The 23,736-nt window shown below is 69.8% G+C and carries 18 protein-coding genes; 10 read left to right on the top strand and 8 right to left on the bottom strand.

Annotated features, from left to right (window positions below; translation table 11 throughout):
* The first annotated feature begins 36 nt into the window (after positions 1-36).
* Entirely contained in the window at positions 37-3,465 is a 3,429-nt protein-coding gene (locus AB0E94_RS05585; RefSeq protein WP_360322944.1) for a DUF4132 domain-containing protein, read from the top strand.
* Between the two features lie 26 nt (positions 3,466-3,491).
* Here AB0E94_RS05585 and AB0E94_RS05580 read toward each other — a convergent pair whose 3' ends face one another.
* The 3 genes from AB0E94_RS05580 to AB0E94_RS05570 all read right to left on the bottom strand — a co-directional run bounded on the left by AB0E94_RS05580 (position 3,492) and on the right by AB0E94_RS05570 (position 6,712).
* Complete coding sequence (locus tag AB0E94_RS05580) at positions 3,492-4,157, bottom strand: biliverdin-producing heme oxygenase (protein ID WP_360322942.1); 666 nt, start codon at positions 4,155-4,157, stop codon at positions 3,492-3,494.
* Positions 4,158-4,257: 100 nt separating this feature from the next.
* On the bottom strand, positions 4,258-5,250 hold the full coding sequence (locus AB0E94_RS05575; RefSeq protein WP_360322940.1) for a DUF916 domain-containing protein: 993 nt from the start codon (positions 5,248-5,250) through the stop codon (positions 4,258-4,260).
* Positions 5,251-5,539: 289 nt separating this feature from the next.
* Positions 5,540-6,712 carry an HtaA domain-containing protein gene (locus tag AB0E94_RS05570; protein WP_360322938.1) on the bottom strand — a complete coding sequence of 391 codons (1,173 nt, stop codon included), beginning with the start codon at positions 6,710-6,712 and terminating at the stop codon, positions 5,540-5,542.
* A 137-nt stretch (positions 6,713-6,849) separates the two neighbouring features.
* On the opposite strand from AB0E94_RS05570, the gene AB0E94_RS05565 reads away from it, so the two are divergent.
* The 4 genes from AB0E94_RS05565 to AB0E94_RS05550 all read left to right on the top strand — a co-directional run bounded on the left by AB0E94_RS05565 (position 6,850) and on the right by AB0E94_RS05550 (position 10,573).
* Positions 6,850-7,629 (top strand): hypothetical protein, encoded by a 780-nt coding sequence (locus tag AB0E94_RS05565; protein WP_360322936.1) that lies wholly within the window; start codon positions 6,850-6,852, stop codon positions 7,627-7,629.
* 12 nt (positions 7,630-7,641) lie between these two features.
* Positions 7,642-8,706 (top strand): ABC transporter substrate-binding protein, encoded by a 1,065-nt coding sequence (locus AB0E94_RS05560; protein ID WP_360322934.1) that lies wholly within the window; start codon positions 7,642-7,644, stop codon positions 8,704-8,706.
* A 131-nt stretch (positions 8,707-8,837) separates the two neighbouring features.
* Positions 8,838-9,821 (top strand): iron ABC transporter permease, encoded by a 984-nt coding sequence (locus AB0E94_RS05555; protein ID WP_360322932.1) that lies wholly within the window; start codon positions 8,838-8,840, stop codon positions 9,819-9,821.
* Positions 9,818-10,573, top strand: coding sequence for a heme ABC transporter ATP-binding protein (locus AB0E94_RS05550; protein WP_360322930.1), 756 nt, complete (start codon positions 9,818-9,820; stop codon positions 10,571-10,573). The genes AB0E94_RS05555 and AB0E94_RS05550 overlap by 4 nt, the downstream gene beginning before the upstream one ends.
* Here the strand turns inward: AB0E94_RS05550 and AB0E94_RS05545 are convergent.
* Positions 10,479-12,338, bottom strand: a complete 1,860-nt coding sequence (locus AB0E94_RS05545; RefSeq protein WP_360322928.1) for a DEAD/DEAH box helicase family protein — start codon at positions 12,336-12,338, stop codon at positions 10,479-10,481. The genes AB0E94_RS05550 and AB0E94_RS05545 overlap by 95 nt on opposite strands.
* A 3-nt stretch (positions 12,339-12,341) precedes the next feature.
* Complete coding sequence (locus AB0E94_RS05540) at positions 12,342-14,183, bottom strand: site-specific DNA-methyltransferase (protein WP_360322926.1); 1,842 nt, start codon at positions 14,181-14,183, stop codon at positions 12,342-12,344.
* Between the two features lie 246 nt (positions 14,184-14,429).
* Here AB0E94_RS05540 and AB0E94_RS05535 point away from each other — a divergent pair, with 246 nt between their 5' ends.
* On the top strand, positions 14,430-16,013 hold the full coding sequence (locus AB0E94_RS05535; protein ID WP_360322924.1) for a hypothetical protein: 1,584 nt from the start codon (positions 14,430-14,432) through the stop codon (positions 16,011-16,013).
* Between the two features lie 38 nt (positions 16,014-16,051).
* On the opposite strand, the gene AB0E94_RS05530 is transcribed toward AB0E94_RS05535, so the two are convergent.
* The 3 genes from AB0E94_RS05530 to AB0E94_RS05520 form a co-directional block, all read right to left on the bottom strand.
* The gene (locus AB0E94_RS05530) at positions 16,052-16,606 is read right to left on the bottom strand and encodes a hypothetical protein (RefSeq protein ID WP_360322922.1); all 555 of its coding nucleotides are present in this window, start codon (positions 16,604-16,606) and stop codon (positions 16,052-16,054) included.
* A gap of 229 nt (positions 16,607-16,835) precedes the next feature.
* Entirely contained in the window at positions 16,836-17,969 is a 1,134-nt protein-coding gene (locus tag AB0E94_RS05525) for a calcium-binding protein (protein ID WP_360322920.1), read from the bottom strand.
* A gap of 111 nt (positions 17,970-18,080) precedes the next feature.
* Positions 18,081-20,210: an AAA family ATPase gene (locus AB0E94_RS05520; protein ID WP_360322918.1), complete on the bottom strand. Its 2,130-nt coding sequence runs from the start codon at positions 20,208-20,210 to the stop codon at positions 18,081-18,083.
* A gap of 124 nt (positions 20,211-20,334) precedes the next feature.
* Between AB0E94_RS05520 and AB0E94_RS05515 the strand changes: the two genes are divergently transcribed.
* From AB0E94_RS05515 to sodN, 4 genes are all read left to right on the top strand, one after another.
* The gene (locus tag AB0E94_RS05515; RefSeq protein WP_360322916.1) at positions 20,335-20,781 is read left to right on the top strand and encodes a hypothetical protein; all 447 of its coding nucleotides are present in this window, start codon (positions 20,335-20,337) and stop codon (positions 20,779-20,781) included.
* Positions 20,782-21,305: 524 nt separating this feature from the next.
* A protein-coding gene (locus AB0E94_RS05510) for an IS3 family transposase (RefSeq protein WP_360322914.1) occupies positions 21,306-22,507 on the top strand; the annotation gives its coding sequence in 2 pieces (ribosomal slippage) (positions 21,306-21,603 and positions 21,603-22,507; 1,203 coding nt in all).
* A gap of 286 nt (positions 22,508-22,793) precedes the next feature.
* Complete coding sequence (locus AB0E94_RS05505) at positions 22,794-23,291, top strand: flavin reductase family protein (RefSeq protein ID WP_360322912.1); 498 nt, start codon at positions 22,794-22,796, stop codon at positions 23,289-23,291.
* The gene (gene sodN, locus AB0E94_RS05500) at positions 23,291-23,695 is read left to right on the top strand and encodes a superoxide dismutase, Ni (RefSeq protein ID WP_360322910.1); all 405 of its coding nucleotides are present in this window, start codon (positions 23,291-23,293) and stop codon (positions 23,693-23,695) included. Before AB0E94_RS05505 ends, sodN begins: the two co-directional genes overlap by 1 nt.
* Positions 23,696-23,736 lie beyond the last annotated feature (41 nt).

Raw genomic sequence — 23,736 nt, 5'->3', positions numbered from 1 at the left:
GTGAAGGTTCGTGGCTGAAATGACTGGCAATCTGAAATGACTGGCAATGAGGATGTCTTCGTTCTTCCGGCGGCCTGGGCTCGATCGCGCACGCCTCGGCGCGGGAGCATCGGGGTTGGGAAGTTCACGCCCAATGCCAAAGCGCGGGCTGCCGTCGACCGGGAGCTCGGGCGTGACCCGAAACGGGCGCGAGCCGTCCTCGATGCGCCCACCACCGAGGAGCGGACACGTCAGGAGGGTCTCGCCTGGCTGGACGGGGCGCCGGACGCGACTCCGCTGGGCGCGGCGGCGGTCATGGCCACCGCCGACCACGGGCATTGGGACGCGAGTGACTGGGCCAACTGTTTCGCCGACCTGTGGATCCGGGAGCGAGGGCTGGTCTTCGCCGCCGAGGCCGCGGTCACGATGGCCTCGTTGATCGTGACGGATGACGACTCGCTGAGCTCGTCGCGGCAGCGGCCGGGGGTGCGCCACCGGCACGACGACGAGCCGCGGCCGATCGCGCATCCCAGCGCGGCCACCCGGGTCCTGCTGCGGGTTCGCCAGGCGCTCGCGAGTGCGCCGGACGATACGTATGCACAGGTGGTGGACGCGCTTCGGCCGTACCGTGACAGGGGTCTTCATGCCCGGACGGCTGTGGCCGTCCTCGTTCCGGAGGAACGAGCCTGGTTCGAGGAGGACCGGGATGAAGCGATCGCCGCCGGTGACGACAACCTCGGGACGCTGCTTCTCACGGCGGCGAGCACCGCAGAGGACGCGGTCACACTGGCGCTGGTGGCCGACCGCGACGCGTTCGTCTACTCGATGAATCTGCTCGTCACCATGATCGACGGGGTCGGGGCGGCGGCAGCTCCGATGCTGTTCAGCTGGCTCGACGACGCGTACGGCGCCGACGATCAGAAACGACTGCTCTCGGTCCTCGCCGAGCTGCCCGGTGACCACGTGACGCGGGGGCTGATCGAGCGGATCGGCGTCAAATATGTGAAGCCCGCCCTGCTGGAGAACACCGAGCGTTACCCGGCCCGGGCCCTGCGTCTGCTGGCGGAGCGCGCCGACGTCCCGGCCGTGGCCGACCTGTTCCGCGGGCACCTGCTGAAACACCGTGAGCTGGCCGCCCACGTCGGCCCGGAGCTGAGCACGGAAGCAGCCGAGCGGGTCGAGCAGGTCCTCGCCGAGGCCGCCGCGGTGGCGACCGTCCCGCTCTCCGCAGTGCCGCCGGTTCTCGCCGATCCGCCGTGGCGGCACCTTCCGGAACCGGCCAAGCCGACCGTCATCACCGGCCCGACCTGCGACGATCCGATGACTTTCGAGTGGCTGCCGGGCGAGCGGGAGCAGTGGGCGGCGCTGCCGTTCCAGCGGTACGACCACGACGGCAAGTGGGATCCGGAGGTGCGGCGGCAGGCGGTGCTCGCCAATCAGCTGCCGCTGCGGGACGCGTTCCTGTTCTTCATCGACACGGCCGAGGAGATCGCCCACCCGACGCTTCTGGAGTGGCGGCCCTACGACCCGTGGATGGCCGGCACCTACATGCGCCTGATCACCGCCCGGTTCGGGAGTGACACGCTGCCGGCCCTGATGAGCCTGGCGCCGCAGTCACCCGTCGACGTCGCCCCGGCGTTGCAGCCGTTCTCCACACCGGCGATCGCGGTGCTGATGGCCGATTGGCTGGCCCGCCTCAAGGGGGTGCGCGACGACGCGCTGGCGTGGCTGCTGCGGCATCCGGCCGAAGCGGCTCGCGCCCTCGTCCCACCGGCGGTCGGCAAACTCGGCCCGGCCCGGCGACAGGCCGAGGCCGCCCTGGTCGCACTGCACGTCAACGGCCACTCCGAGGCGGTCCGGGCCGCCGCCCGGGGTTACGGCGATGCGGTCGCGGCCGCCGTCGAGACGCTGATCAGCGCCGACCCGAACGCCCTGGACCCGGCCAGGATCCCGGCGGTGCCGGTGTGGGCGACACCCGGGGTGCTGCGGCCGATCCTGCTGCGGGACGGGTCCGGTTCGCTGCCGGGTGAGGCGACGGAGAACCTGTTCGTCCTGCTTGCGCTGGGTGCGCCGGCGCCCTGGCTGGCGGCTGTCCGGGACGCGTGCGAGCCGTCGAGCCTCGCGGCGTTCGCGTGGAGCCTGTTCGAGTTGTGGCAGACGTCCGGATCGGTCTGGAAGGAGAGGTGGGCGTTCGAGGCGCTCGGGCACCTGGGCGACGACGAAACGGTCCGCCGGTTGACGCCGCTGATCCTGGCCTGGCCGGGCGACGGCGGCCACAACAAGTCGGTGATCGGGTTGCAGGTGCTGGCGTCGATCGGCACCGATGTGGCGCTCATGCACCTGCACACCGTCGCGCAGCGGTCGAAGTTCGCCGGGCTCAAGAACGCCGCCGTGCAGAAGATGGAGGAGGTCGGGGCGTCTCTCGGCCTGTCCGCCGAGCAACTGGCCGACCGGCTGGTGCCCGACTTCGGGCTGGAACCGGACGGCAGCCTGCGGCTCGACTACGGTCCCCGGCAGTTCGTGGTCGGCTTCGACGAGCAACTCCAGCCGGTCGTGGCGGAGTCCGGCGGCAAGCGGTTGAAGGCGCTGCCCAAACCGGGCGTCCGGGACGATGCGGCCCTGGCCCCGGCCGCCTACCAGCGGTTCAGCACCTTGAAGAAGGACGTCCGCACGGTGGCGGCCGATCAGGTGCGCCGCCTGGAACACGCGATGATCACCAACCGTCGCTGGTCGGGCGCCGAGTTCCGTCGTCTGTTCATCGAGCACCCCCTGCTGTGGCACCTGGTCCGCCGCCTGGTCTGGGCCCGATTCGACGAAGCCCCAGCCGAGGCGGAGACCGAGACGGCCCCCGGAGCGGAGACCGGACCAGCGCGCGGAGCGGAGCCTCGAACGGCGTCTGGCGCAGCATCCGGGATCATGGCTGCCGGTTCGTTCCGGATCGCTGAGGACCGGACCTTCTCCACGGTGGACGATGAGCAGACCACGCTGCCGGATGACGCCGTGATCGGTGTGGCCCACCCGCTTCATCTGGGTGACGACCTCGCGGCCTGGGCGGCGGTGTTCGCCGACTACGAGATCCTTCAGCCGTTCGAGCAGTTGGGGCGGCCGGTTCTCGCGCTGACCGAGGAGGAGGCGACGATCAGCCGGCTGGTCCGGTTCGAGGGGCACAAGGTGCAGACCGGCCGATTGCTCGGGCTGGAGCGCCGGGGCTGGCGGCGGGAGACCCCGAAGGACGCCGGTTACCAGTCCAGCATCGCGCTCGTGATCGAGCCCGGCCGCGAACTGGTCATCGAGTTCGAGCCCGGGTTCTCCATCGGGTACATCGACATGGCGGCCGAGCAGGAGCTGACCGAGGTGTTCCTGCACGACGGCACCAACGAGCGCGGCTGGCGGCGGGACGAGCGCGGCCACGTGACCCTCGACAACCTGGACCGTGTCACCATCTCCGAACTGCTCCGCGAGCTGACCGACCTGACCGGCGCGTAGGCGCGTTCCGACCGGGGGGAGGGGGGTCAGGCGGCGGGGGCCAGGTCTTCGGGGTTTTCCGGGTAGTGGGCGCCCAGCTCGACGAAGACCGCCGCGTTGTAGCGGAAGGCCAGCTGGGCCTCGTCGATCAGGATGGTGGCCCGGTCTTCGGGGAGGGCCAAGGCGTCGAGGCGCTCGCGGTAGGCGATCTTGTAGGCGCGGGCGTCGGTGATCTGCTCGAAGCGGTAGAACGACGTGCCGGCGTCGCCCAGGCCGTAGAGGTTGCTGAGGGTTCGCCCGATCATCTGGCCGCCGCTGAGGTCGCCCAGGTAGCGGACGTAGTGGTGGGCGATGAAGTGATCGGGTGAGACCGCCGCCAGTTCGCGGAGCCGGGCGGCGTAGGCACGGGTGGAGTCCAGGACCGTGGCTGCCGACTCCCAGCCCGGGCCGTAGAGGTGGGCCAGGTCCGCCTCCAGCGACGGGACCCTGGTCAGAGCCGGATCGGCGAACCCGGCGGCTGGGCCGGCCTCGGCGCGCATCCGGTCGGCGGCGGCCTCGAGTTCCCGGTACACGGCCAGGTACTGCGCGGTCAGGGCGGCGAAACCGGCCATCGGGACGGTGCCGCCCATCAGCCTCGAGATGAAGCTGCGGGTCTCGGCCTCGCGGTGCTCGACCATGGTGGCGCGGCGCAGGCGGGTGGAGAAGTCGGTCATGTCGGCTCGTCCTTCCTGATCATCGAGGTTGTGTCGGTGAAGCGGCGGGCACTGCTTGTCACCGGGTGGCGACACGACGTCGATGTCGTACTGATCATCCTCATTGCGCGGGGACCTGGTCCAGTGTTGTCGACAGGTTCTTCGACCGGCGGCGGGACAACCTGCGGCGGATGAACCGGAAGATAAGGTACAGAACAGCCAGCGAGAGCAGTATCGCCAGGGCCCACGGCCAGGCCCAGACGGTGGTTCCGCGGGTCACGGCCGGGAGCTTCTGATCGAAGTTCGCGGGCTCGACGGTGACCTCGGCGTTGAGGCGGACCGTCGGCTGGACTCCGACGATCTTCTCGGTGACGGTCACCGAGCCGCCGGGAAGCAGTTCCGGAATCTCCATGGCTTCGGTGCGGGCCAACTCCCACCCGAACGGGCCGGTCACCCGCACCGCGCCGGCGCCGCTGAGTCGTAGGTTGCCGGTGTTGCGAACCAGGTAACTGACGGTCATCTCGCCACCATCGGCCGGATTGGCGGACTGTGTGTACTCCAGCCGTACCGTATCGATCTTGAGAGTCGGCGCGATCGCACCGGCGACGGTGAGATAGACGCGGGCCGCAACCCGGCGGTCCACCAGGACTTTCTGCCCCTGCGCGTCGAGCGCCTCCTCGGCGATCGAGGTGATCACGCCGCCCGCGTGGTCACCGGGAGTGGCGTCGACCGGAACCGTGATCGAGAACGGCACGTCCAGGCGTGTGTTCGCCGGGACCGTGTACTCCTTGGCGCCGAGACCGATCCACGCGCCGATGTCGGTGGCCTTCTGTGCGGCCGGGAGCAGCGCGAACGAGCCGTCGTCGGTGTTGTACGCGTCGGTGCCGTACACGCTGAAGGTCAGCGGCCTGGTGGTCAGGTTGGTGATGCCGACGTAGTCGGTGAGTGTCTCGCCCGGAGCCGCGCGCCTGATGATGAAATCCCGGCCGTCCGGTCCTTTGGCGCTCGACGGCTGCACTGACCAGCGCACATCCGACGCGCCGGGGGCGGCCTGGGCCGGGGCGGGGACCAGGATCAGAAGAAGAACCGCGGCCAGCGCGCCTCGGACGGTCATGTTGCTCCTTACGATGGGGCGAGCCGGCCGGGAATTGTTGCGGAATTCCCGGCCGGTTCCCTCGCCCGGATGTGAAGGCTCCGGCCGAAGCCTGGAGCCGACGCCCGGAGCCGGTCCGGCCCAGAGACCAAGCCGAGCCGGACCGACTCCGGTCACCACGCCGGACCAGCCCGAAGACCAGGCCGGACCGACTCCCGGTTACCACGCCCGGACCGGACCAGAGACCAAGCCGGACCGGACCGGTGACCCGAGCTCCGGGGGGCCGGAAGCCCGGGTCAGGGCCGTGGAATCAGGCGAGCGTCAGGGTGAGGACGGCGCTGTACTCACCGGCGGCGCTCGATTCCGGAATACCGAGGTTCAGGGCCGCGCCGCAGGTGGCGCTGCCCAGGCTGCTGCCGGTCTCGGCGCTGCACAGGGTGCGGCTGGTGCCGAGGCCGGTGCCGGCGGCGATCGGGCCGCCCGCGGCGACCTTGTTGGCCACGCCGTTCGCGGCGACCAGGCTGGTGGCCGCGACCTGGGCGGTTGGGGTCCAGCCGAGGTTGGCGGCCGGGATGACCCCGCCACCCGTCGACTTGAACTCGGTGACCTGGCCGACCAGGTCCCAGCCGGCGTTGGTGCCGCGCAGGTCGCTGACGGTGACGGCGTTGAGGGCGCCGGTCGCGGTCTGGCCCGGGGTCGCCGCCGACAGCGTGACGGCCGAGCCGGCCGACGTCAGGGTCAGGGCGCCGCCGCTGACGGCCGCCTTGATCGTCTGCGCCGCCGAGCCGTTGCCGGTGCCCGGGTCCGTCGGGTCCGTGGGATCGGTCGGATCCGTGGGATCAGTCGGGTCGGTCGGATCGGTCGGTCCGCTGGAGGCCGACGCGGTCGCGGTCACCGGGTCGAGCGCGGTGCCCGCCTGGTAGAAGCCGGCGAACGCGGACGCCCCGGACGCGGTGAGCGTGGCGGCGAGCGCGTTGAACGAGACGTTGCCGTCCGTCACCGTCGGCGCGGTGGTCACCAGGGTGGCGACCTCCGCCTGGTCGAGGTGGCTCTCGGTGGTGCCGCCGTTGGCGACGAGGTCCACATCGGCGAGCAGCGATCCGGTGCCGTCACCGTCAACGACGACGGTCGGGTTGGAGACGGTGATCTCGAACATGTGCAGGGGGTACGAGAAGACGACCGTCCCGCCGTAGCTGACAGTTGCGGTGCCAGCTGCGGCGTCGTAGGTGCCCCCGGTGGCCGGGAAGTCGAAGGTGCCGTCCGTGTTGCGACTGGCCCCGTTGCTGGTGGCGATCGGCGGGTTGCCGTTGCCGGCCCCGACGTAGGCCCGGAACGAGGCCTTGAAACCCCAGTCCAGGCTGCCACCGGCCACGTTGACCGGTGCGGCGGACGCCGGGCTGACGCCGGTGAGCGCCGTGGCGGCGCCGAGGGCGATGGCGCTCGCGAACAGGGCGGCCCGATGCGAGCCCTTGAGTGTGCCCACGCTCTTTCCTTTCCATGAGCTTCGAACCATGAGCTTCGAAACGTGACCCGCGATTGCGGCTCGGTTAGGGTAGCCTCACCTAACTCTCTTGATCAATCAAGGTCATGTGAGATCGAATTTCGCTGGAGGAGGCCGCGATGTGGATCGGGTCGCGGGTGACGGTCGCTGCCACGGCACTGCTGATCGTCGCCGTCACGGGCACACCCGCCGTCGCCGCCAAGCGTCTCACCGTCTCCAAGAGCAAGGGCATCTCCCGATCCGGGGAGACGGTCACCGTGACCGGCCGCGGGTACGACGTGACCAAGGGCATCTACGTCGCGTTCTGCCTGGACAACGGGCCCGGCGTGATGCCGTCGCCGTGCGGGGGTGGCGCCGACATGTCGGGTGCTTCCGGAGCGTCGGTGTGGATCTCGTCGAACCCACCGTCCTATGCCGAGGGACTGACCACGCCGTACGGCAGAGGTGGCAGTTTCCGGGTCTCCATCCGGGTCAGCCAGATGATCGGGGACATCGACTGCGCGGTCCGCGGGTGTGCCGTGGTCACCCGAAACGACCACACCCGGACCAGCGACCGTTCCCAGGACGTGCGTATCCCGGTGCGGTTCGCAGCGCCGGCCTCCGGTGTGGCCGATCCCACACCGACAGCGGCTCCAGTGACCGGGAACGGGACCGTGGCCCAGCCCACCGGGAAGCAGAGTGCCCCGGTCGGGCCACCCACCGGCAAGCTCGCCACCGCCGGGCCGCCGACCACCGCCGCGGTGCTCGCCCTGGAGGCGGCCGAACCGGCGCTGAGCCGGACCAGCAGCGCCACGCCACTCGGGCACTGGTGGGCGATCGGTGGCGCATTCCTGGTCGGTGTCCTGGTCACCGGCCTGACCGGCCGCCTCCGCAATCGCCGCCGCAATCCCTCCGCTTGACGGGAGCTCACGATGCCACGCCCCTCCGCCGACGATCTTGTCGACTTTCGACACACCGTGATCGCCAAACTCTCCAAGATCGCGATAGCGGTGATGGTTGCGGCGGTGGGCGGCGCGGGGTGCACGACGGTCAGCGAGGTCGGGCCGGAACAGGCCGCCGCCGGCTGCTCGGTCGCCACCGCGAAACTGGCCGACGAGGATGTCACGCCGCTCGATCCCAGGCCGTCGCCGCAACTGCCGGTCACCGTGAAGTCGGCCGACGGACGGGACGTGACCGTCGAGTCTGCGGACCGGATCCTGGCCGTCAACCTGTACGGATCGTTGGCCGAGATCGTCTTCAGCCTCGGACTCGGTGATCGGGTGATCGGGCGGGACACCTCCACCGCGTTCCCGGCGGCGGCGGCATTGCCGCTGGTCACGCCACAGGGGCACGACCTGTCGGCGGAGGCGATCCTCAAATTGAACCCGACCGTGCTGATCGCCGACGACAGCATCGGGCCGGCCACGGTGCTCCAGCAGATCCGGGACTCCGGGATTCCGGTCGTGATCGTCGACGACGAGCAGACCCTCGAGGCGATTCCGGCGCACATCCGGGCCGTCGCCGGGGCGCTCGGAGTCGCCGAGGCCGGGGAACGGCTGGTCACCCGGGTGCAGTCGGAGATCGACACGGCCCGGGCGTCGGCGCCGAAGGACGGCACGCCGCCGCGGATCGCGTTCCTCTACGTGCGGGGCACCGCCGGTGTCTACCTGATCGGCGGGGACGGCGCCGGGTCGGACGCGATGATCGAGGCGATCGGGGCGGTCGATGCCGGGACCGCGGCGGGACTGACGAAGTTCCGGCCGTTGACCAGTGAAGGGCTGATCAACGCGGCGCCCGACGTGATCCTGGTGATGACCGAGGGGCTCAACTCGGTCGGCGGGGTGGACGGGCTGCTCAAGCTGCCCGGGGTGGCGCAGACACCGGCCGGGATCAACCGGCGGGTCGTCGACATGGAGGACGGGGTGCTGCTCAACTTCGGGGCGCGCACCGGCAAGGCGGTCGAGGCGCTGGCGAAAGCGGTCTACGGACAGTGCTGACCGAAAATGATCGGGGCGGGGCGGAGCCCGGCGATGATCCGGCCGGGCGAGGACGCCTCCGCTCGGACCGGAGAGCCCCGTGGCCGTACCGCAAAATGGGGTTGATCTCGGGTTTGGCGGTGGGGCTCGCGGTGGTGAGCCTCCTTGCCGCCGGGCGCGGGCAGGTGCCGATCTCGCCCGCCGAAGTGGCCGGTTCGGTGTTGCACAGGCTCGGGATCGATCTGGGCCCGCTGCCGTCGGCGGTGCAGGGCGAGAACGCGTTGTGGCTGGTCAGGTTCCCGCGCGTGGTGCTCGCGGTGATCGTCGGCGCGGCCCTCGGTAGTGCCGGCGCGTTGATGCAGGGCGTGTTCGGCAACCCGCTCGCCGAGCCCGGCGTGGTGGGCGTCTCGTCCGGGGCAGCGGTCGGCGCAGCCGCGGCGATCGTGAGCGGCATCACCGTCGCGGGGATCTGGACCACCGCGGCAGCCGCGTTCCTCGGGGGCGTTCTGACCACTTTGATGGTTTACGCGATGTCGCGTGCTCAGGGCCGGACCGAGGTGGTCACGCTGGTCCTGACCGGTGTCGCGGTGAACGCGACGGCCGGCGCCCTGCTCGGCCTACTGATGTTCGTGACCGATGACGACGGTGTCCGGGCGATCGCGTTCTGGCAGCTCGGCAGCCTCGCCCAGGCCACCTGGAGCGCGGTCGCGGTGGCCGGCCCGTGCGCGGCGGCCGGCCTGACCGTCGCCGTCGTCCTGTCCCGCCGCCTCGATCTGCTGGCGCTCGGCGAACGCCCGGCCCGGCACCTCGGTGTCGACACCGAACGGCTGCGGATCGTCGCGATCCTGACGACCGCGCTGCTCACCGCGTCGGCGGTGGCGTTCACCGGGATCATCAGCTTCGTCGGCCTGGTCGTGCCACACCTGATCCGGATGGTCGCCGGGCCCGGTCATCGGGTGTTGATCCCGGCCAGCGCGCTCGGCGGCGCCCTGGTCGTGGTCACCGGCGATCTGATCGCCCGGACCGCGATCGACTACCAGGAGTTGCCGCTCGGGGTGCTGACCGCGGTGGTCGGCGGGCCGGCGTTCTTCTGGCTGCTGCGGCGGACCCGGGCGCGGGCGGGAGGCTGGGGATGAGAGCCGTCGGGGTGGCCGTCGATCTCGGCGGCAACCGGGTCGTCGACCGGGTCGACCTGCATGTGGCCGCCGGTGAGGTGATCGCCCTGGTGGGGCCGAACGGCGCCGGCAAGTCCACGCTGCTCGCCGCGCTCGCCGGCGACATCACCATGAGTGGACGGATCGAGATCGGCAACCGGGACGTGCACGCCTGGAAGACCGTCGAGCTGGCCCAGCAGCGGGCCGTGCTGCCGCAGAAGGCGACGCTGTCGTTCCCGTTCACGGTGGGTGAGGTGGTCGCGATGGGGCGGGCGCCGTGGGCCGGCCGGCCGGAGAGCGCCGACGACGAGGACGCGGTGGCCGAGGCGATGCGGCTGACCGAGACGACCGGATTCGCGGGGCGGCCGTTCCCGGCGCTGTCCGGTGGCGAGCAGGCCCGGGTGGCGCTGGCCCGGGTGCTGGCGCAGCGCACACCGGTGCTGCTGCTCGACGAGCCGACGGCCGCGCTCGATCTACGGCATCAGGAGTTGGTGCTGCGGGCGGTACGGCAGCGTGCCGCGAACCAGACCCGTGTCGTCGTGGTGCTGCACGATCTGGGGCTGGCGGCGGCGTACGCGGATCGCGCGTACGTGCTGGCCGGCGGCCGGGTCAGGGCCGAGGGGCCGCCGCGCGAGGTGTTCACCGGGGCGCTGCTGAGCGACGTCTACCAGCACGAGGTCGAGGTGTTCGATCATCCACGGACCGGGACGCCGATGGTGGTGCCGCGGCGCTGATCAGGGCGGCCTTCTCCCGGTTGATGATCTCCACGGCGGTTTCGCTGCCGCAGAGGGCGAACGTGCCGGGGCGGATGGCGGTGAGTATGGCGGCGATCGTCCGCCGGGTGAGCCGGGTGCGCTCGGCGAGCTGGCCCACCGGATCGCGCACCTTGTCTGCATTTATCGGATATGTTCGTACCGCCGTCGACTCCTGGACTACGTAACACGCTGCGGGAAGATCGGTATCAAGCGCCGACACACAGCGCGAAACAAGCTCCGAGGAGTCAAAACTCACCCTCGGAGATTGAGCCCGGCGGACGGGAACGGGGGCCGGGGAGCGCGCTCGCCGCCCGTCGGTGATCTCCCGGAAGTCGCCCTCCGCCTGCAACCCGGCGACGAACGAGGCATACGACTCGTCGGCCACCACGGTCAGCTCGTTGACCCCGGCCATCCGCTCACCGTGCCGGTCGACCGCGAGCCGGAGCCCACGCCCCACCTCCTGCCGCCGCGACACGGTGTTGGTGCTGCACTTGAGCATGCCCATGACGAAGACGTTCGGGTTGTCCCAGCCCTCACGCAGAGCCGAGTGCGAGAACACGAACCGGACCGGCTCGTCGAGGGAGAGCAGGCGTTCCCGGTCGCGCAGGATCAGGTCGTAGGCGTCCACATCGGAGGCGCTCCCGTCGATCATGTGCCCGGTCCGCCTGTCGATCGCGAAGTAGCCCTGGTGAGTGCGCCCGGCCGGGATGCCGTCGAGATAGCGCCGATAGTCCCCGTCCGGTTCGCCGGCGGTGAGCTCCAGGTACTCCTCGACGAAGATCCGCGCGTAGTCACCGAGCTGGTCGGAGCGTGCGTAGTCGCGGTACTTGACCACCTGGTCGATGAAGAGCAGCGAGAGCACCTTCACGCCCTGTGGATACAGCGCACGTTCCTTGTCCAGATGGGCCCGGATCACCTCACGGATCTGGATCCGCCGCTTACCAGGCCCCGGCTCCCCCTCGACCCCGACCACGGTGATTCGTTTGACCAGCTTCTCCCGGTACGCCGTGAGCGCGTCCAGCCGGTGCACGAGATCGTGGCGAACCCGGTGGGTGGCCGAGTACCGCAGGACCATGAGCGGGTCGAACCGGCTCAGCGACTCCAGCGAGCGGGCCGACCCGATGCGCTGGGGCTCGTCGATGACGACGATCGGCCGGGCCGCCCGGATCACGTCGATCGGCCGGCGTGACCCGAATCCGTCCTGCTCCTCGTAGATGCGCCGGTTCTCCCGGGACACCGAGTTGAACGCCTGCAAGTTGATGATCATGACCTGCACCCCGGTCCCGGAGCGGAACCGTTCCAGTTCGTGCAGGGCGGAGGAGTCGTAGGTGAACGGGCGCGGGCGGGTCCCGTACGTCTGCTGGAAATGCTCCGCGGTCATCTCGAACGCCTTGCGCACGCCCTCCCGGATCGCCACCCCGGGCACCACGACGATGAACCGTGACCAGCCGTAACGCCGGTTCAGCTCCATGATCGTCTTGATGTAGACGTAGGTCTTGCCGGTGCCGGTCTCCATCTCGACGTCGAGGTTCGGCGCGTCCGGCGCGGCCTCGCTGCCCGCCAGCGTCCCGGAGACCGGCAGCCCGGCCCGGCGTTGCACGGCCCGCACGTCCGGCAGCAGCCGTTCGGTGACCAGCGGCGCGTTCCTCGGCCCCGGCGCGGCATACGGCTGGCCGGCGAAACAGTCCACGACCGCGGCCACCGCCTCGGTCTGGAACTGCTGGACCTGAAACTGGAGCCGCACCTGTCACAAGACCTTGACGTCGGTCGACGGCGACAGCACGGCGAAGATCTGCTCGGCGTTGATCCGGGCCGCGTCGTCGGCGAACCCCGCGTCACGGAAGACCACCCGGCGCGGCCGGCGGGCGGCGATCGCCCGGACCATCTCCTCGGTGACCGGCTGCCGGAAACAGGCGATCAGCTCGTCGGCCCCGGCCACGAACACCCCGTCGGCGGACGAGGCGATCGGCAGACCCGGGTCGAGGCCGGAGTCCAGCAGCGCCTGAAACAGCAGATCCTCGCCGGTCCGGTCCGGTTTGACCCGGTCCACCAGCGACACCAGCTCACTCTGCGGCAGGTCGTCGGGCACGTCGGCGAGGTTCGGCGAGTCCAGCCGCAGCACCCGGAACCCGAGATCGCCGGTGGCCCCGGCCGCCCGCAGCTCGGCCGCCACGTTCCGCACCCGGGTCAGCCCGATCTCGAAGATCGACCCGAGGCCGTTCTCGGCGACCGGCAACGGCTCCGGGATCTGCACGCTGATGAAACGACGGTTCCCGCCGTCCGCCCGGTTCTGCGCGAGCACGGCGTGGGCGGTGGTCGCGCTGCCGCCGAAGAAGTCCAGGACGATGTCGCCGTCACCGGGCCGGCCGGCCAGTTGCAGGATGCGTTGCAGCAACTCGACCGGCTTCACCGAGTTCAGCACGTTGGCGGTGTGCTCGAACGGGACGTACCGCAGCAGGCTGCGCTTGGCGTCCTGGGTGTGCCCGACCTCGCCGTAGAACCACAGCGTCTGCGGGGTACGCCCGGCCGCCACCTCGGACAGGAACCGTTTCACCGCCGGGGAGTTGTCGCCGCCGCTGCCCCACCAGATCCGGTTGTCCGCGTTCAGCTCGTCGAACCGCTGCCGGGAGATCCGCCAGTAGCTGCCGCGCGGCGGGCCGTCGATGAGCCGGCCGGACGGCGTGGTGATCGGGTAGACGCCGGCGTCGTACCGGTTGCGGGCCGACATGTTCTCCGGTTTCCACGGTCCGCGCGGATCGCTGTCCGGATTGCGGTAGCGCGCCTCCATCTCGGCGGTCCGGGCCAGCGGGCGCGGCTGCCAGCGTTCCCGATTCCGGGCGAACACCAGAATGTAGTCGTGGTCCTCGGAGAACCACCGGGCCGAGTTCTTCGGCGCATACACCTTCTGCCAGATGATCTGGGCGACGAAATTGCGCTCACCGAAGATCTCGGCACAGATCTTCCGCAGGTTGTCGACCTCGTGGTCGTCGATCGAGATGAAGATGACCCCGTCGTCGGTCATCAGGTTGCGGGCCAGCGCCAACCGCGGATACATCATGCTCAGCCAGTTCGAATGGAACCGGCCACCCGACTCCGGATTGGCCACCATCGGCATCCCGGCCGCGTCGACCTGCCCCGAACCGGCGAGATATCCGGCCCTGGTCTGCGAGAAGTCGTCGTCGTACAGGAAATCGTTTCCGGTGTTGTACGGCGGATCGATGTAGATCACCTTGATCCGCCCGAGGAACGACTCCTGCAACAGCTTCAGCACATCCAGGTTGTCGCCCTCGACCAGCAGGTTCCGGGTGCCGTCGAAATCCTCCGACTGCTCCCGCCGCGGCCGCAGCGCCCCGGCCGCCGGCTCCCGCGCCGCCCGCTGCGCCCGGCGCTTACCCGGCCAATCCAGCTGATAACGCTCCGGCGAGCCCTCCGCGACCTGATCGCCGAGATGCCGCCTGAGCAGGTCGAAGTCGATGACCCGGGCCGGTCGGCCGGACGCGTCCGCCACCTCGGTCACCGCGGCCGGGAACAACTCGGCGAGCCGGTCGACGTCGGGCGTCGCCGGATCGGGACTCGTCAGTTTCTCCACGGAGCCGTCCCAGGTGGTCCTACGGGTCCTAGGTGCTGGAAACCAGCACCCTACCGCCCTTCGACGACAAAAACCCATTCCAACCACCAAAACCCTTTTTTTCGGTACGGCCACCAGGGTCCCGTGGCTACCCCGCGACGTTCCCCCGGCACCGGGCCGAAGCGCGACCGCCGGGCTGAATCCGGTGGCCATCTGGCACGGCTGTGACATGATCAGGCGTCTATTCCACTCGACGGGGTTTGGTGGATGTCTCCCTTCCTGAAACGCACCCTTTCCACGGCCGTGCTCGTACCGGCCCTGCTTCTCGGCACGACCGGACCTGCGGTCGCCGCCACCAACACACTCACCATCACGGCGATCAATCGCTCCGGCGCCAAGGTCTCGCTCTGGACGAAGGTCGTCAACCTGGCCAGCAGCCAGTCGTACAACGTCCGCACCAACACGAAACGCACACTGCCGAAGGGCAACTACGCGGTTCTCGCCCTCATCACGACCGGCGCCACGAACACACTCGGTGGCCGCACGGTGAAGGTGTCCGGCGCGTCGAAACTGACCATCGACGCCCGGTACGGAAAGCGGGTCAACCTCGCTCTGAGCCCGGCGGTGACCCGGCTCGGCCAGGACCTACAAGCCCAGATCTGCAGCAACACCGGCGGCGCCGACGTCGAGATCGACGCCTGGGGTGGCAATGGCAGCGCGCTCTACGTCATCCCGACCGCGTCCAAGAAGATCTCCTTCGCGGCGATGGCCACCTGGTCCGACCCGGACGGCGTCGCCGACAACTACGCGGTCCTGCACCGGACGATCGGCGTGCCGAGCAACCCGAGCCGCACCTTCTACCAGTCCAGGCTGGGCACCACAACGGTCGAGACGCGACGCGGCCCGACCGGCACGCAGTACAGCGCGATGGCCGTCCAGCCGACACACACCGGCTGCGGCAGCTACCTGTACGCCGGTCTGTGGAACCTGAGCCAACCGAACACCGCGAAGATCCACTTCTCGCCCGGGCCGTGGGACATCCGCAGTTCCTACCCGACCTACGCGTCGAACGGCGAGTACCACTCGCTCGGCGAGCAGACCGCCCGCCGTACCGCTGTGGCCGGCCGGTCCTCCTTCGTCCGCTTCGGTGGCGCCTCCTGGGGACCGGGCTTCCACCTGCCGATGACCTACCAGGGCCGGATCATCTTCCCGCTGGACGACATGTTCCAGGATCCCAACTTCAACGGGCTCAACGGCAACCACAACTACATCGCCGGCGACCGTGCGAAGGCCACCCTCACGTTCGGCGGCAAGGTCGTGAAGACCGCCTACGACACCGGCTTCGGCCAGTACATGCCTGATCTGGAGTACCGGGTCAAGAAGGCCGGCTGGTACACGCTCACCAACACCGCCAGCCGGTACTACCAGGGGGTCTCCTTCCAGAGCGGGATGCTCTCCACCGGCTCCACGGTCACGCACCGGTTCTACTCCAAGCCGAACACCAGCGTGCTGTCGCAGACCATGTCAATCCAGCACATGCCGACCGGCCTGAACAGCTACAACCGGGCCAAGCCGGGCAGTGTCACCAATGTCGCACTCAAGCTCAACCGCTACACGCTCTGGGGTGACATCAAGCGCAGCGCCAACCCGACGCTGAAGTCGCTGAGCACGAAGGTCTCCTTCGACGGCGGCAAGACCTGGAAGTCCGTCCCGGTCAAGAAGATCAACGGCGTGTGGGCCGCGGTCGTCACCAACCCGGCCACCGGCGCGGTCTCGATCCGGACCCGGGCCACCTACACCAACGGCGGTTACACCGAGGCCGGCATCCAGCGGGCCTACGCCATCGGCTGATCCCCAGGTGGTGGCCCGGCACCCGCCGGGCCACCACCTCACGGGTGCGACGCGCGCAAGGTCATTCCGCCGCGGATCAGGGCGCCGATCGCGTAGCCGAGCAGCAGCACACCGACGCCGGTGCCGACCACCTCGCCCGGTGACACCGCCGACATCATCCCGGTGACCAGGCCGGCCAGCGCGGTGACGAAGACCAGACCGGCGAGGATCCGCAGGGCCGGATCCCGCAGCACCAGGGCGAGCGGCCAGAAATGGATGCCGACGACCGCGGCGACGAGCACCGCGATGTACTCGGACCGGCCGGTCACCGCGAGCAGCACCGCGCCGAATCCGGTGGCCGCCAGCTCAGCCGCGAAGATCACCAGATGCTTCCGGTCCGTGACGGCATCCCGCGACAGCGGCCCGGCCGCCCGGGACAGAACCGCGAGCGCGCCACCGGCACCCGCTGTGATCAGGGCAGCGACACTGCCCGCGACCAGAAAGACGCCCCATGGTGGCTCGGAGTCCGGCACGCTGAGCCAGACAGTCGCGAAGATCCCTAGGTACAGCGCCGTGAGCCCGGCCCGCCGCCGGGCATCTGCCAATGCCGTCACCAGTGGTCTCCTTCCACAGCCCCGTCACGATCACCCCGCCGGGCGGTCCAGCGATTATCACGAATGGTTACGGACCACGGGCCCCCGCGGATGTGCCCATCTCGTTCCGGATAGTGCCAATCACTGCAACGAGAAGAAAATACTCGCGGAGAGTGAGCGCACGAAAAGGGCCCGGGACATCACCCGGGCCCTGTCGTTCCGGCGCCGGCGTCACCGCCGGCGCGAGATGTCAATGCTCGCAGTTGACCACCGTGTCCAGGGCGCCCGGCTGGCAATCGTCGCCGAGCACCGCGTGAGCCCCGCCATCCACCTGGTCGGCGTACTGCCGGCCGTCCTCGCCCGAGAAGATCACGTCGTCGCCGCCGTCACCGTAGATCTGGTCGGCGCCCGCGTCGCCGATGAGGAAGTCGTCACCGGCGCCACCGCGCACGATGTCGTTCCCACCCAGCCCGGTGATGTAGTTCTTCGCGCCGTTCCCGGTCAGCCGGTCGCTGCCGGCGCCACCGATGATGTTCTCGACGTCGGCGCCGACGGTGTCCCGCTCGCCGTACTGGCCGTCGTCGCCGGTCACACCGTCGAGGTCGACCGAGACGCCCTTGGTGTGCGACTCGTACCCGACGGTGTCGACGCCGGTGCCGCCGAGCAGCACGTCCGACGCGATGCCGTCACCGGTCCATTCGCCGTAGAGAGCGTCGCCGCCGGCGCCGCCCTCGAGCCGGTCCGTGCCCTGCCCGCCGAAGAGGCTGTCGATGCCCGGCCCGCCGTACAGTCGGTCGGCGCCGTCGATACCTTCCAGCCGATCGTCGCCGTTGCCGCCGTACAGCCGGTCGTTGCCCCACATCCCGTACAGCCCGTCGTTGCCGTCGCCACCGTTGAGCACGTCGGCGCCGGTGTGGCCGTCGATCACGTCGTCGCCGCCGAGGCCCCAGATCCAGTCCCCACCGGAGCCGCCGTCGAGCCGGTCGCCACGGGGACCGCCGTAGAGCCGGTCACGGCCCAGATTGCCGTCGGCGGTCATCGGCAGGTCGCTCCGGTTGACGACCGTGTCGTTGCCGTAGCCGACCAGGACCCGCACCCGGACCGGCGTCTTTCCGGTGGTGCAGCGCACCTTGGTCTTGTCGCCCTTGACCGCCTTGCAGCCCTTGCCGGCCTTGACCGCGAACCGGTCGTCGATCGTGACCGTGTTGCCCGACCTGGTGACGACCACGTGGTTGGCGTGACTCGTGTCGTCGTTGAACCGCACCACGTTGGTGCCGACCACCGACGCGACACCGGTGGCGGCGGCTTGAGCGGGCGCGGCGAAAGCGGCGCCGGCCGTGATGACGAGGACGGTGAGGCCGGTTCGGGCCAGCGCACGTCGCAAGTGGATCAACCCCGTGTGGACTCGGCGGTGAGAATCACCGCGGACGGCTGATGATAGAACGCCATCGTATCGACGTCACGCAATCATTCTCCGCAGCCGAGGGGCGGGGCTCTACTCGCGGGCCTGCGGGGTCAGCCGGCGCCACAGCCAGGACGGGAACACGCTCAGCCCGGAGCCGAAGGCGCTCTGCAGGAACAGGTCGGTGCCGATTCCCACACTGCCGGGGGCGTGCCGCACCACGTGCAGCATGTGCCGCGCCCCGCCACGACGGCCGGTCAGTTTGAGGGCGACACCGAGGGCGAGCTCGGCGCGCAGCGTGTTGGCGTGAATCTCGCCGAGGGCGGCCCGGAAACCGTGGAACGCCCCGGCGAAGTGTTCAGCCGCGTCACTGTTGCGGTGGGCGCGGGCGGCGGCGAAACCGAGCACCATCTCGGCCCGGAAACGGGCGGGATGCTCCGGCACGAACCTGTCCAGCACGTCTTCGCGTACCCGCTGAAGGGTGTCACCCAGGCGACCGAGGGCGGTGAGCGACTCGCCGTGGGCGACCACCAGGGACAGGGTCGTGCTGTGCCGCGGGCCGTGCGTGCCGGCCCAGCGCTCGCGGAGGGCGGCCAGTTCGGCTTCGATCTCGGCCCAGACCGGCCGGTCGTCGCGTGGATCGGTGAGCGGCGGGGTGAGCCGGGCGTCGATCAGGATCCGGATCGCCTCGGTCACGCTCCCGTGATCAGGCGATTCGGCGGCGGCGATCACCCGGGCGGCCCGGCGGCGGGCCTCCACCTGGGCGCCGTCCTCGATCTCGGTACGGGCCAGCTCCAGCCGGGCAGCCTGCACCCGATCGAACATCGAGTGCCGGATCTCGTAGCGATCGATGAACTCGACCAGCCCACGACGGGCCTCGTCGTTCCGCCCGCGCAGCCGCCGGGACCGCAGGAACGGCAGCTCGGTGCCGGGTTCCGCACGCAGCAACGTCCACAGGTGCTCGGCCCGGCCGGTGTCGCCGAGCTCGTCGAGGAGCTCGGCGAGCAGGAGCCGGGCCCGGTGCCGCAGAGCCGGATCGGTGGCGAGCGGAACCGCCCGGTCGGCGTAGTCGCGCGCCTCGTCCGGCGCACCCACCTCACGCATCAGTTCAGCCGCCGCGACCAGCACCGCCGGATCGTCGAAGTGCCGCTCGGCCAGCTCCCGATGATGCGGGGCGGTGAGGACCGGCTCACGCAGGGTGATCACCCGCCGATGCAGCCGATCCACAATGGCCAGCGGCAGGTCGGGCCGGCCGGCGAGCCGGTCCGCATGGCGGTTGACCAGGAACGACTCAGCCGGATCAGACCAGGGGTGGTCGATCACGGCGTCGGCCAGCCGGCGGGCCAGCGCGGTCCAGTCGACCGGCGGCAGGTACTGGCGGGCCGTGTCGCGGACCACCGCGTGCACCTGGAGGGCGCTGTCGACCGGGGTGGCCAGCAGTTCCCGCTGCAACTCGTCGACCGCCTCCTCGGCGCCGGGCCGGCCGAGCAGCAACCGCAGAACCCCGGACGGGAGCGCGGCCGGCGAACTGAGCGCGGAGTACCGCAGCACCCGGGACGCGGCCTCGCCCAGGCCGTCGAACCTGTCCCGGAGCAGCACGGTGAGCGGCGCCGGAGCGTCGGCGAGCCGGTCGGCCAGGTCGGCCGGGCTGTGTTTGCGCAGCGCCAGCCCGGCCAGCCGGAGCGCCATCGGGTGCCCACCGAGAACCGCAAGCAGATCCGGGTCGTCACTGCCGAGCAGCTCGGCGGCGTCGGCGTCGGCCATCGGCCCGAGCTCCAGGACCGGCGCCGGCACCCCCGGCACCCGGCTGGTGATCAGGACGGTACGCAGCCGCCGCCCGGCCGCCCGCACGATGAGCCGGTCGACGATCTCCTCGGTGAGCGCCGGAATGTCGTCGACGATCAGCAGGGTCGGCTCGGGCCCCCGCGCCACCAGCTCGGCGAACACCTGCACGACGTCGGTGACGGGCGGGTTCCCCATCCGGGCGCGCAGCCCGGCGGCGAGGGTGGCGGCCAGCTCGTCCGGGTCGGCGCTGCTCCCGGCCAGGCTGACGGTCCAGGCGCCAGGTGGCACGGCGGCGGCCGCTCCGGTCACCGGGCGTGGCGCCGACGTCGCCGCGAGCGCGGACTTGCCGATGCCCGGCGGCCCGGTGAGCACGCACATCCCGCTCTCGGCGAGCGCGGTGCGCAGTTCGCGCAGTTCGTCCTGGCGTCCGATGAACACCCGCAGGAAGATACCGAGGTCCGGCCCGGTTCGCTCGGCTGGCTCTCCGGGCCGTTACCAACATGATCCGTAACCCGCCCGCTGGCGTGGGTGACCTAGCCTGACCTGCATGACCGTTCGCCGGATGAGCTCGCGTCGGATCGGATTGACGGCGAGCTTCCTGGCCTTGGCAGCCGGTGGGCTGGCCGCGTGCGACAGCCCGGAACCCGAGGTCACCGAGTGGGAGACACCTGTCTACAGCTCCGGTGACCACACCGAGCCGATCGACACATATGACGAGGAAGAAGACACCGACGAGGTGTTCTACTGCGCCGACGAGGAGGGCATGGTCGTCGAGGAGGAGTTCTGCGCCGACACCTACCCGAGCGGCACCTACTTCCTCTGGCACTCCAGGTCGTATGCGCCGGACTTGACGCCCGGCGACTACTTGGACGACGGCGACTACTTCGACGCGAACGACAAGGCGACCCGGAAGGCGTTCAAGCTGCCGGCCACCGGGCTGATCACCAACGGGACGATCAAGACCGGCGTGGTGGGCACGACCGCCGGCAGCAGCTCATCGGGCAGCTGACACCGGCGAGACATTCTCCTGCGCTCCCACGAATCTTGCAGGATTCTCCACGCCTGGCGGGCTCTGGCGGGCGAGGAGGCGTCAACCGTCTGCGGGCTGCTCTTCTCAAAGGTGAGGTGACTGCATAGAAGACTCCTGGACATGCCGCGGCTTGCAAGAACGACTTCGCGAGGAAGATCTTGCGAGCGTCTTCTCATCGGGGCCGGGTCGCGACGACCAGCGCACACAATGCGGCAATGTGCGATTTCACCCTCGCCGGAACGATGACAGGCGCACACGGACGGCACAACGTGTGCGCCCGTCCCCGTCAGAGCGAAGCAGAAGCACACGATCGGCGAACGTGTGCGCTGACCATCGCTGCGGCCCGCCCTTGGCGGTCCGTTTCCGGTATTGCCTCTGGACAGCCGTCCAAGGTCACGAGACCTCACGATGATCTTGCGGAGTTCGTTGGGCCTTCCCCCTTGATCTTGGACACTTGAATCTTGGATCGTGAGGTCCGGGTGGATCAGGAGTCCTGAAGCACGATGGCGAACAAGCATCATCCCGCACAGTTCAAGGCCGACGCGGTGGCGTTGTACCGGTCGAGGCCGGGCACGACGATCACGGAGGTCGCCGATGATCTCGGTGTGAACCGGGAGACGCTGCGGACCTGGGTCCGTGCCGATGACCGGCGTCGTGGCGGTGCCGGGCGGCCTGGCGCGGCGGCGGCCAAGCCGGAGCCGGGCTCGGTCGAGGCGGAGAACGCCGAGTTGCGCCGGCGGGTCCGGGAACTGGAAGAAGAACGCGACATCCTCCGCAAGGCGGCCCGGTATTTCGCCGGGGAGACGCGCTGGTGAACCGCTTCCAGTTCGTCGCCGATCACCAGCCACGTTACGGCGTGAAGCGGTTGTGCCAGGTCCTCGGGGTGGCCCGGTCGAGTTACTACTACTGGAGGTCCACCGCGCCCGCGCGGGCGGCCCGGCAGGCCGCTGACCTCGTGCTGGCCCGGCGTATCCGTAAGGTTCACGCGGCCGACAGCACCTACGGGGTGCCGCGGATCACCGCCGAGCTCCGCAACCACGGCACGCCGGTCAACCACAAGCGTGTCGAACGGGTGATGCGTGGCATCGGCCTGCAAGGGCTGCGGCTACGCCGCCGCCACCGCACCACGATCCCGGACCAGACGGCGGCCAGGGCCCCCGACCTGATCCGCCGCGACTTCGCCGCCCCGGCCCCGAATCAGCGTTACGCCGGTGACATCACCTACCTGCCGGTCGGTGAGCGCGGGTTCCTCTACCTGGCCACCGTCATCGACCTGTACTCACGCCGTCTCGTGGGCTGGGCGATCGCCGACCACATGCGCACCGAACTGGTCATCGACGCGCTCACCGCAGCCCGGCGGACCCGGGGCGCCCTGACCGGGGCGATCTTCCACAGCGATCACGGAGCCCAGTACACCTCCAAGGCCTTCGCCGCCGCCTGCACCGACGCCGGGGTCCGGCAATCGATGAGCAAGATCGGCAGCTCGGCCGACAACGCCCTGGCCGAATCATTCAACGCGACCTTCAAACGCGAGACCCTGCAAGGCCGCCGCGCGTTCACCGACGAACACGACGCCCGGCTCACCAGCTTCCGCTGGCTACACCGCTACAACACCGTCCGCCGCCACTCCCGGCTCGGACAACAGTCCCCGATCACCTACGAACGCGCCCAAGAAAGATCAGCTACCATCACCCAAGCCGCATAAACCCCGCGTCCAAGTTCCGGGGGTAAGGCCCGTTAGGGATGACGCTGACCAGCGCGAATGCAAGGTCCACTTCGACTGCAGCCCTGACCTGCAATGTCGCTGCCCAAATGGCGAAACTCGAGAGTGCACATTCGTGCAAGAAACTGCGATGGCGCGCTGGGCCGGCCGGATTTGCAAGTGACGCTCAAGACACTGCCGCCTCCGAGGCATGGAGACTGTTGACCTCAATTCAGGTTGAGGTTCTAGCGTCGATGGCGTTGGCCGGCCAGTGCGAGGGAACTGAGTGTTGAGCAGCATCGAAACCACGATGGGTGAACGGCTGAAGGATGCCTTCCGCCGGCACCCGACCGGGGTCGCGGTGATCGCCGCGGGCGGGCCACGGGGGCCGGCCGGGCTCACCGCGTCCAGCGTGGCCTCGGTTTCGGTGGATCCGCCGGCACTCTCGTTCTCGGTGATGGGGACCCGCTCGGCGCGGGCGATTTTGGCCGCGCCGAGCTTCACCGTCAACCTGCTCGGGCCGGAGCATGCCGGCCTGGCTCGAGACTTCGCCCGGCCGGACGGGCCACGATTCACCCCGGAGCAGGGTTGGGACGTGCTGCCGACGGGTGAGCCGGTCCTGCCCGGCGCCCAGGCCAGCCTGCGGGCGGCGCCGCTGCGACTGGTCCCGGTCGGCGACTCGACCGTGGTCATCGCCACGGTTCTCGACGTGCTGCTCGGCCCGGCCCGCGGACGGCTCGTGCACCACGACCGCGAGTTTCACATCCACCACGGAGACGGAATCTGATGCGACTGCCCCGCCTGTTCACCCCGCGTACCGTCGTGAGCGCCCACTGCGACCTGCCGTGTGGCGTCTACGACCCGGCCCAGGCCCGGATCGAGGCCGAGTCGATCAAGGCGATCGCCGAGAAGTACCAGGCGAACGAGGATCCTGAGTTCCGCACCCGGGCGCTGATCATCAAGGAGCAGCGAGCCGAGCTGGTCAAGCACCACCTGTGGGTGCTGTGGACCGACTACTTCAAGGCCCCGCACTTCGAGAAGTACCCGCACCTGCACCAGCTCTTCAACGAGGCGACCAAGCTGGCCGGGGCCGGTGGCGCGAAGGGTTCGATCGACCCGGCGATCGCCGACCAGCTGCTCGGCAAGATCGAGGAGATCTCGAAGATCTTCTGGGAGACCAAGCAAAACTGATATGTGTACGGGTGAAAAGTTCCCGCACTTCTCGGAGCTGC

It is taken from the genome of Actinoplanes sp. NPDC026670, from assembly GCF_040638175.1.
Classification (GTDB): domain Bacteria; phylum Actinomycetota; class Actinomycetes; order Mycobacteriales; family Micromonosporaceae; genus Actinoplanes.
This window is presented reverse-complemented; position numbering and strand designations above follow the sequence as displayed.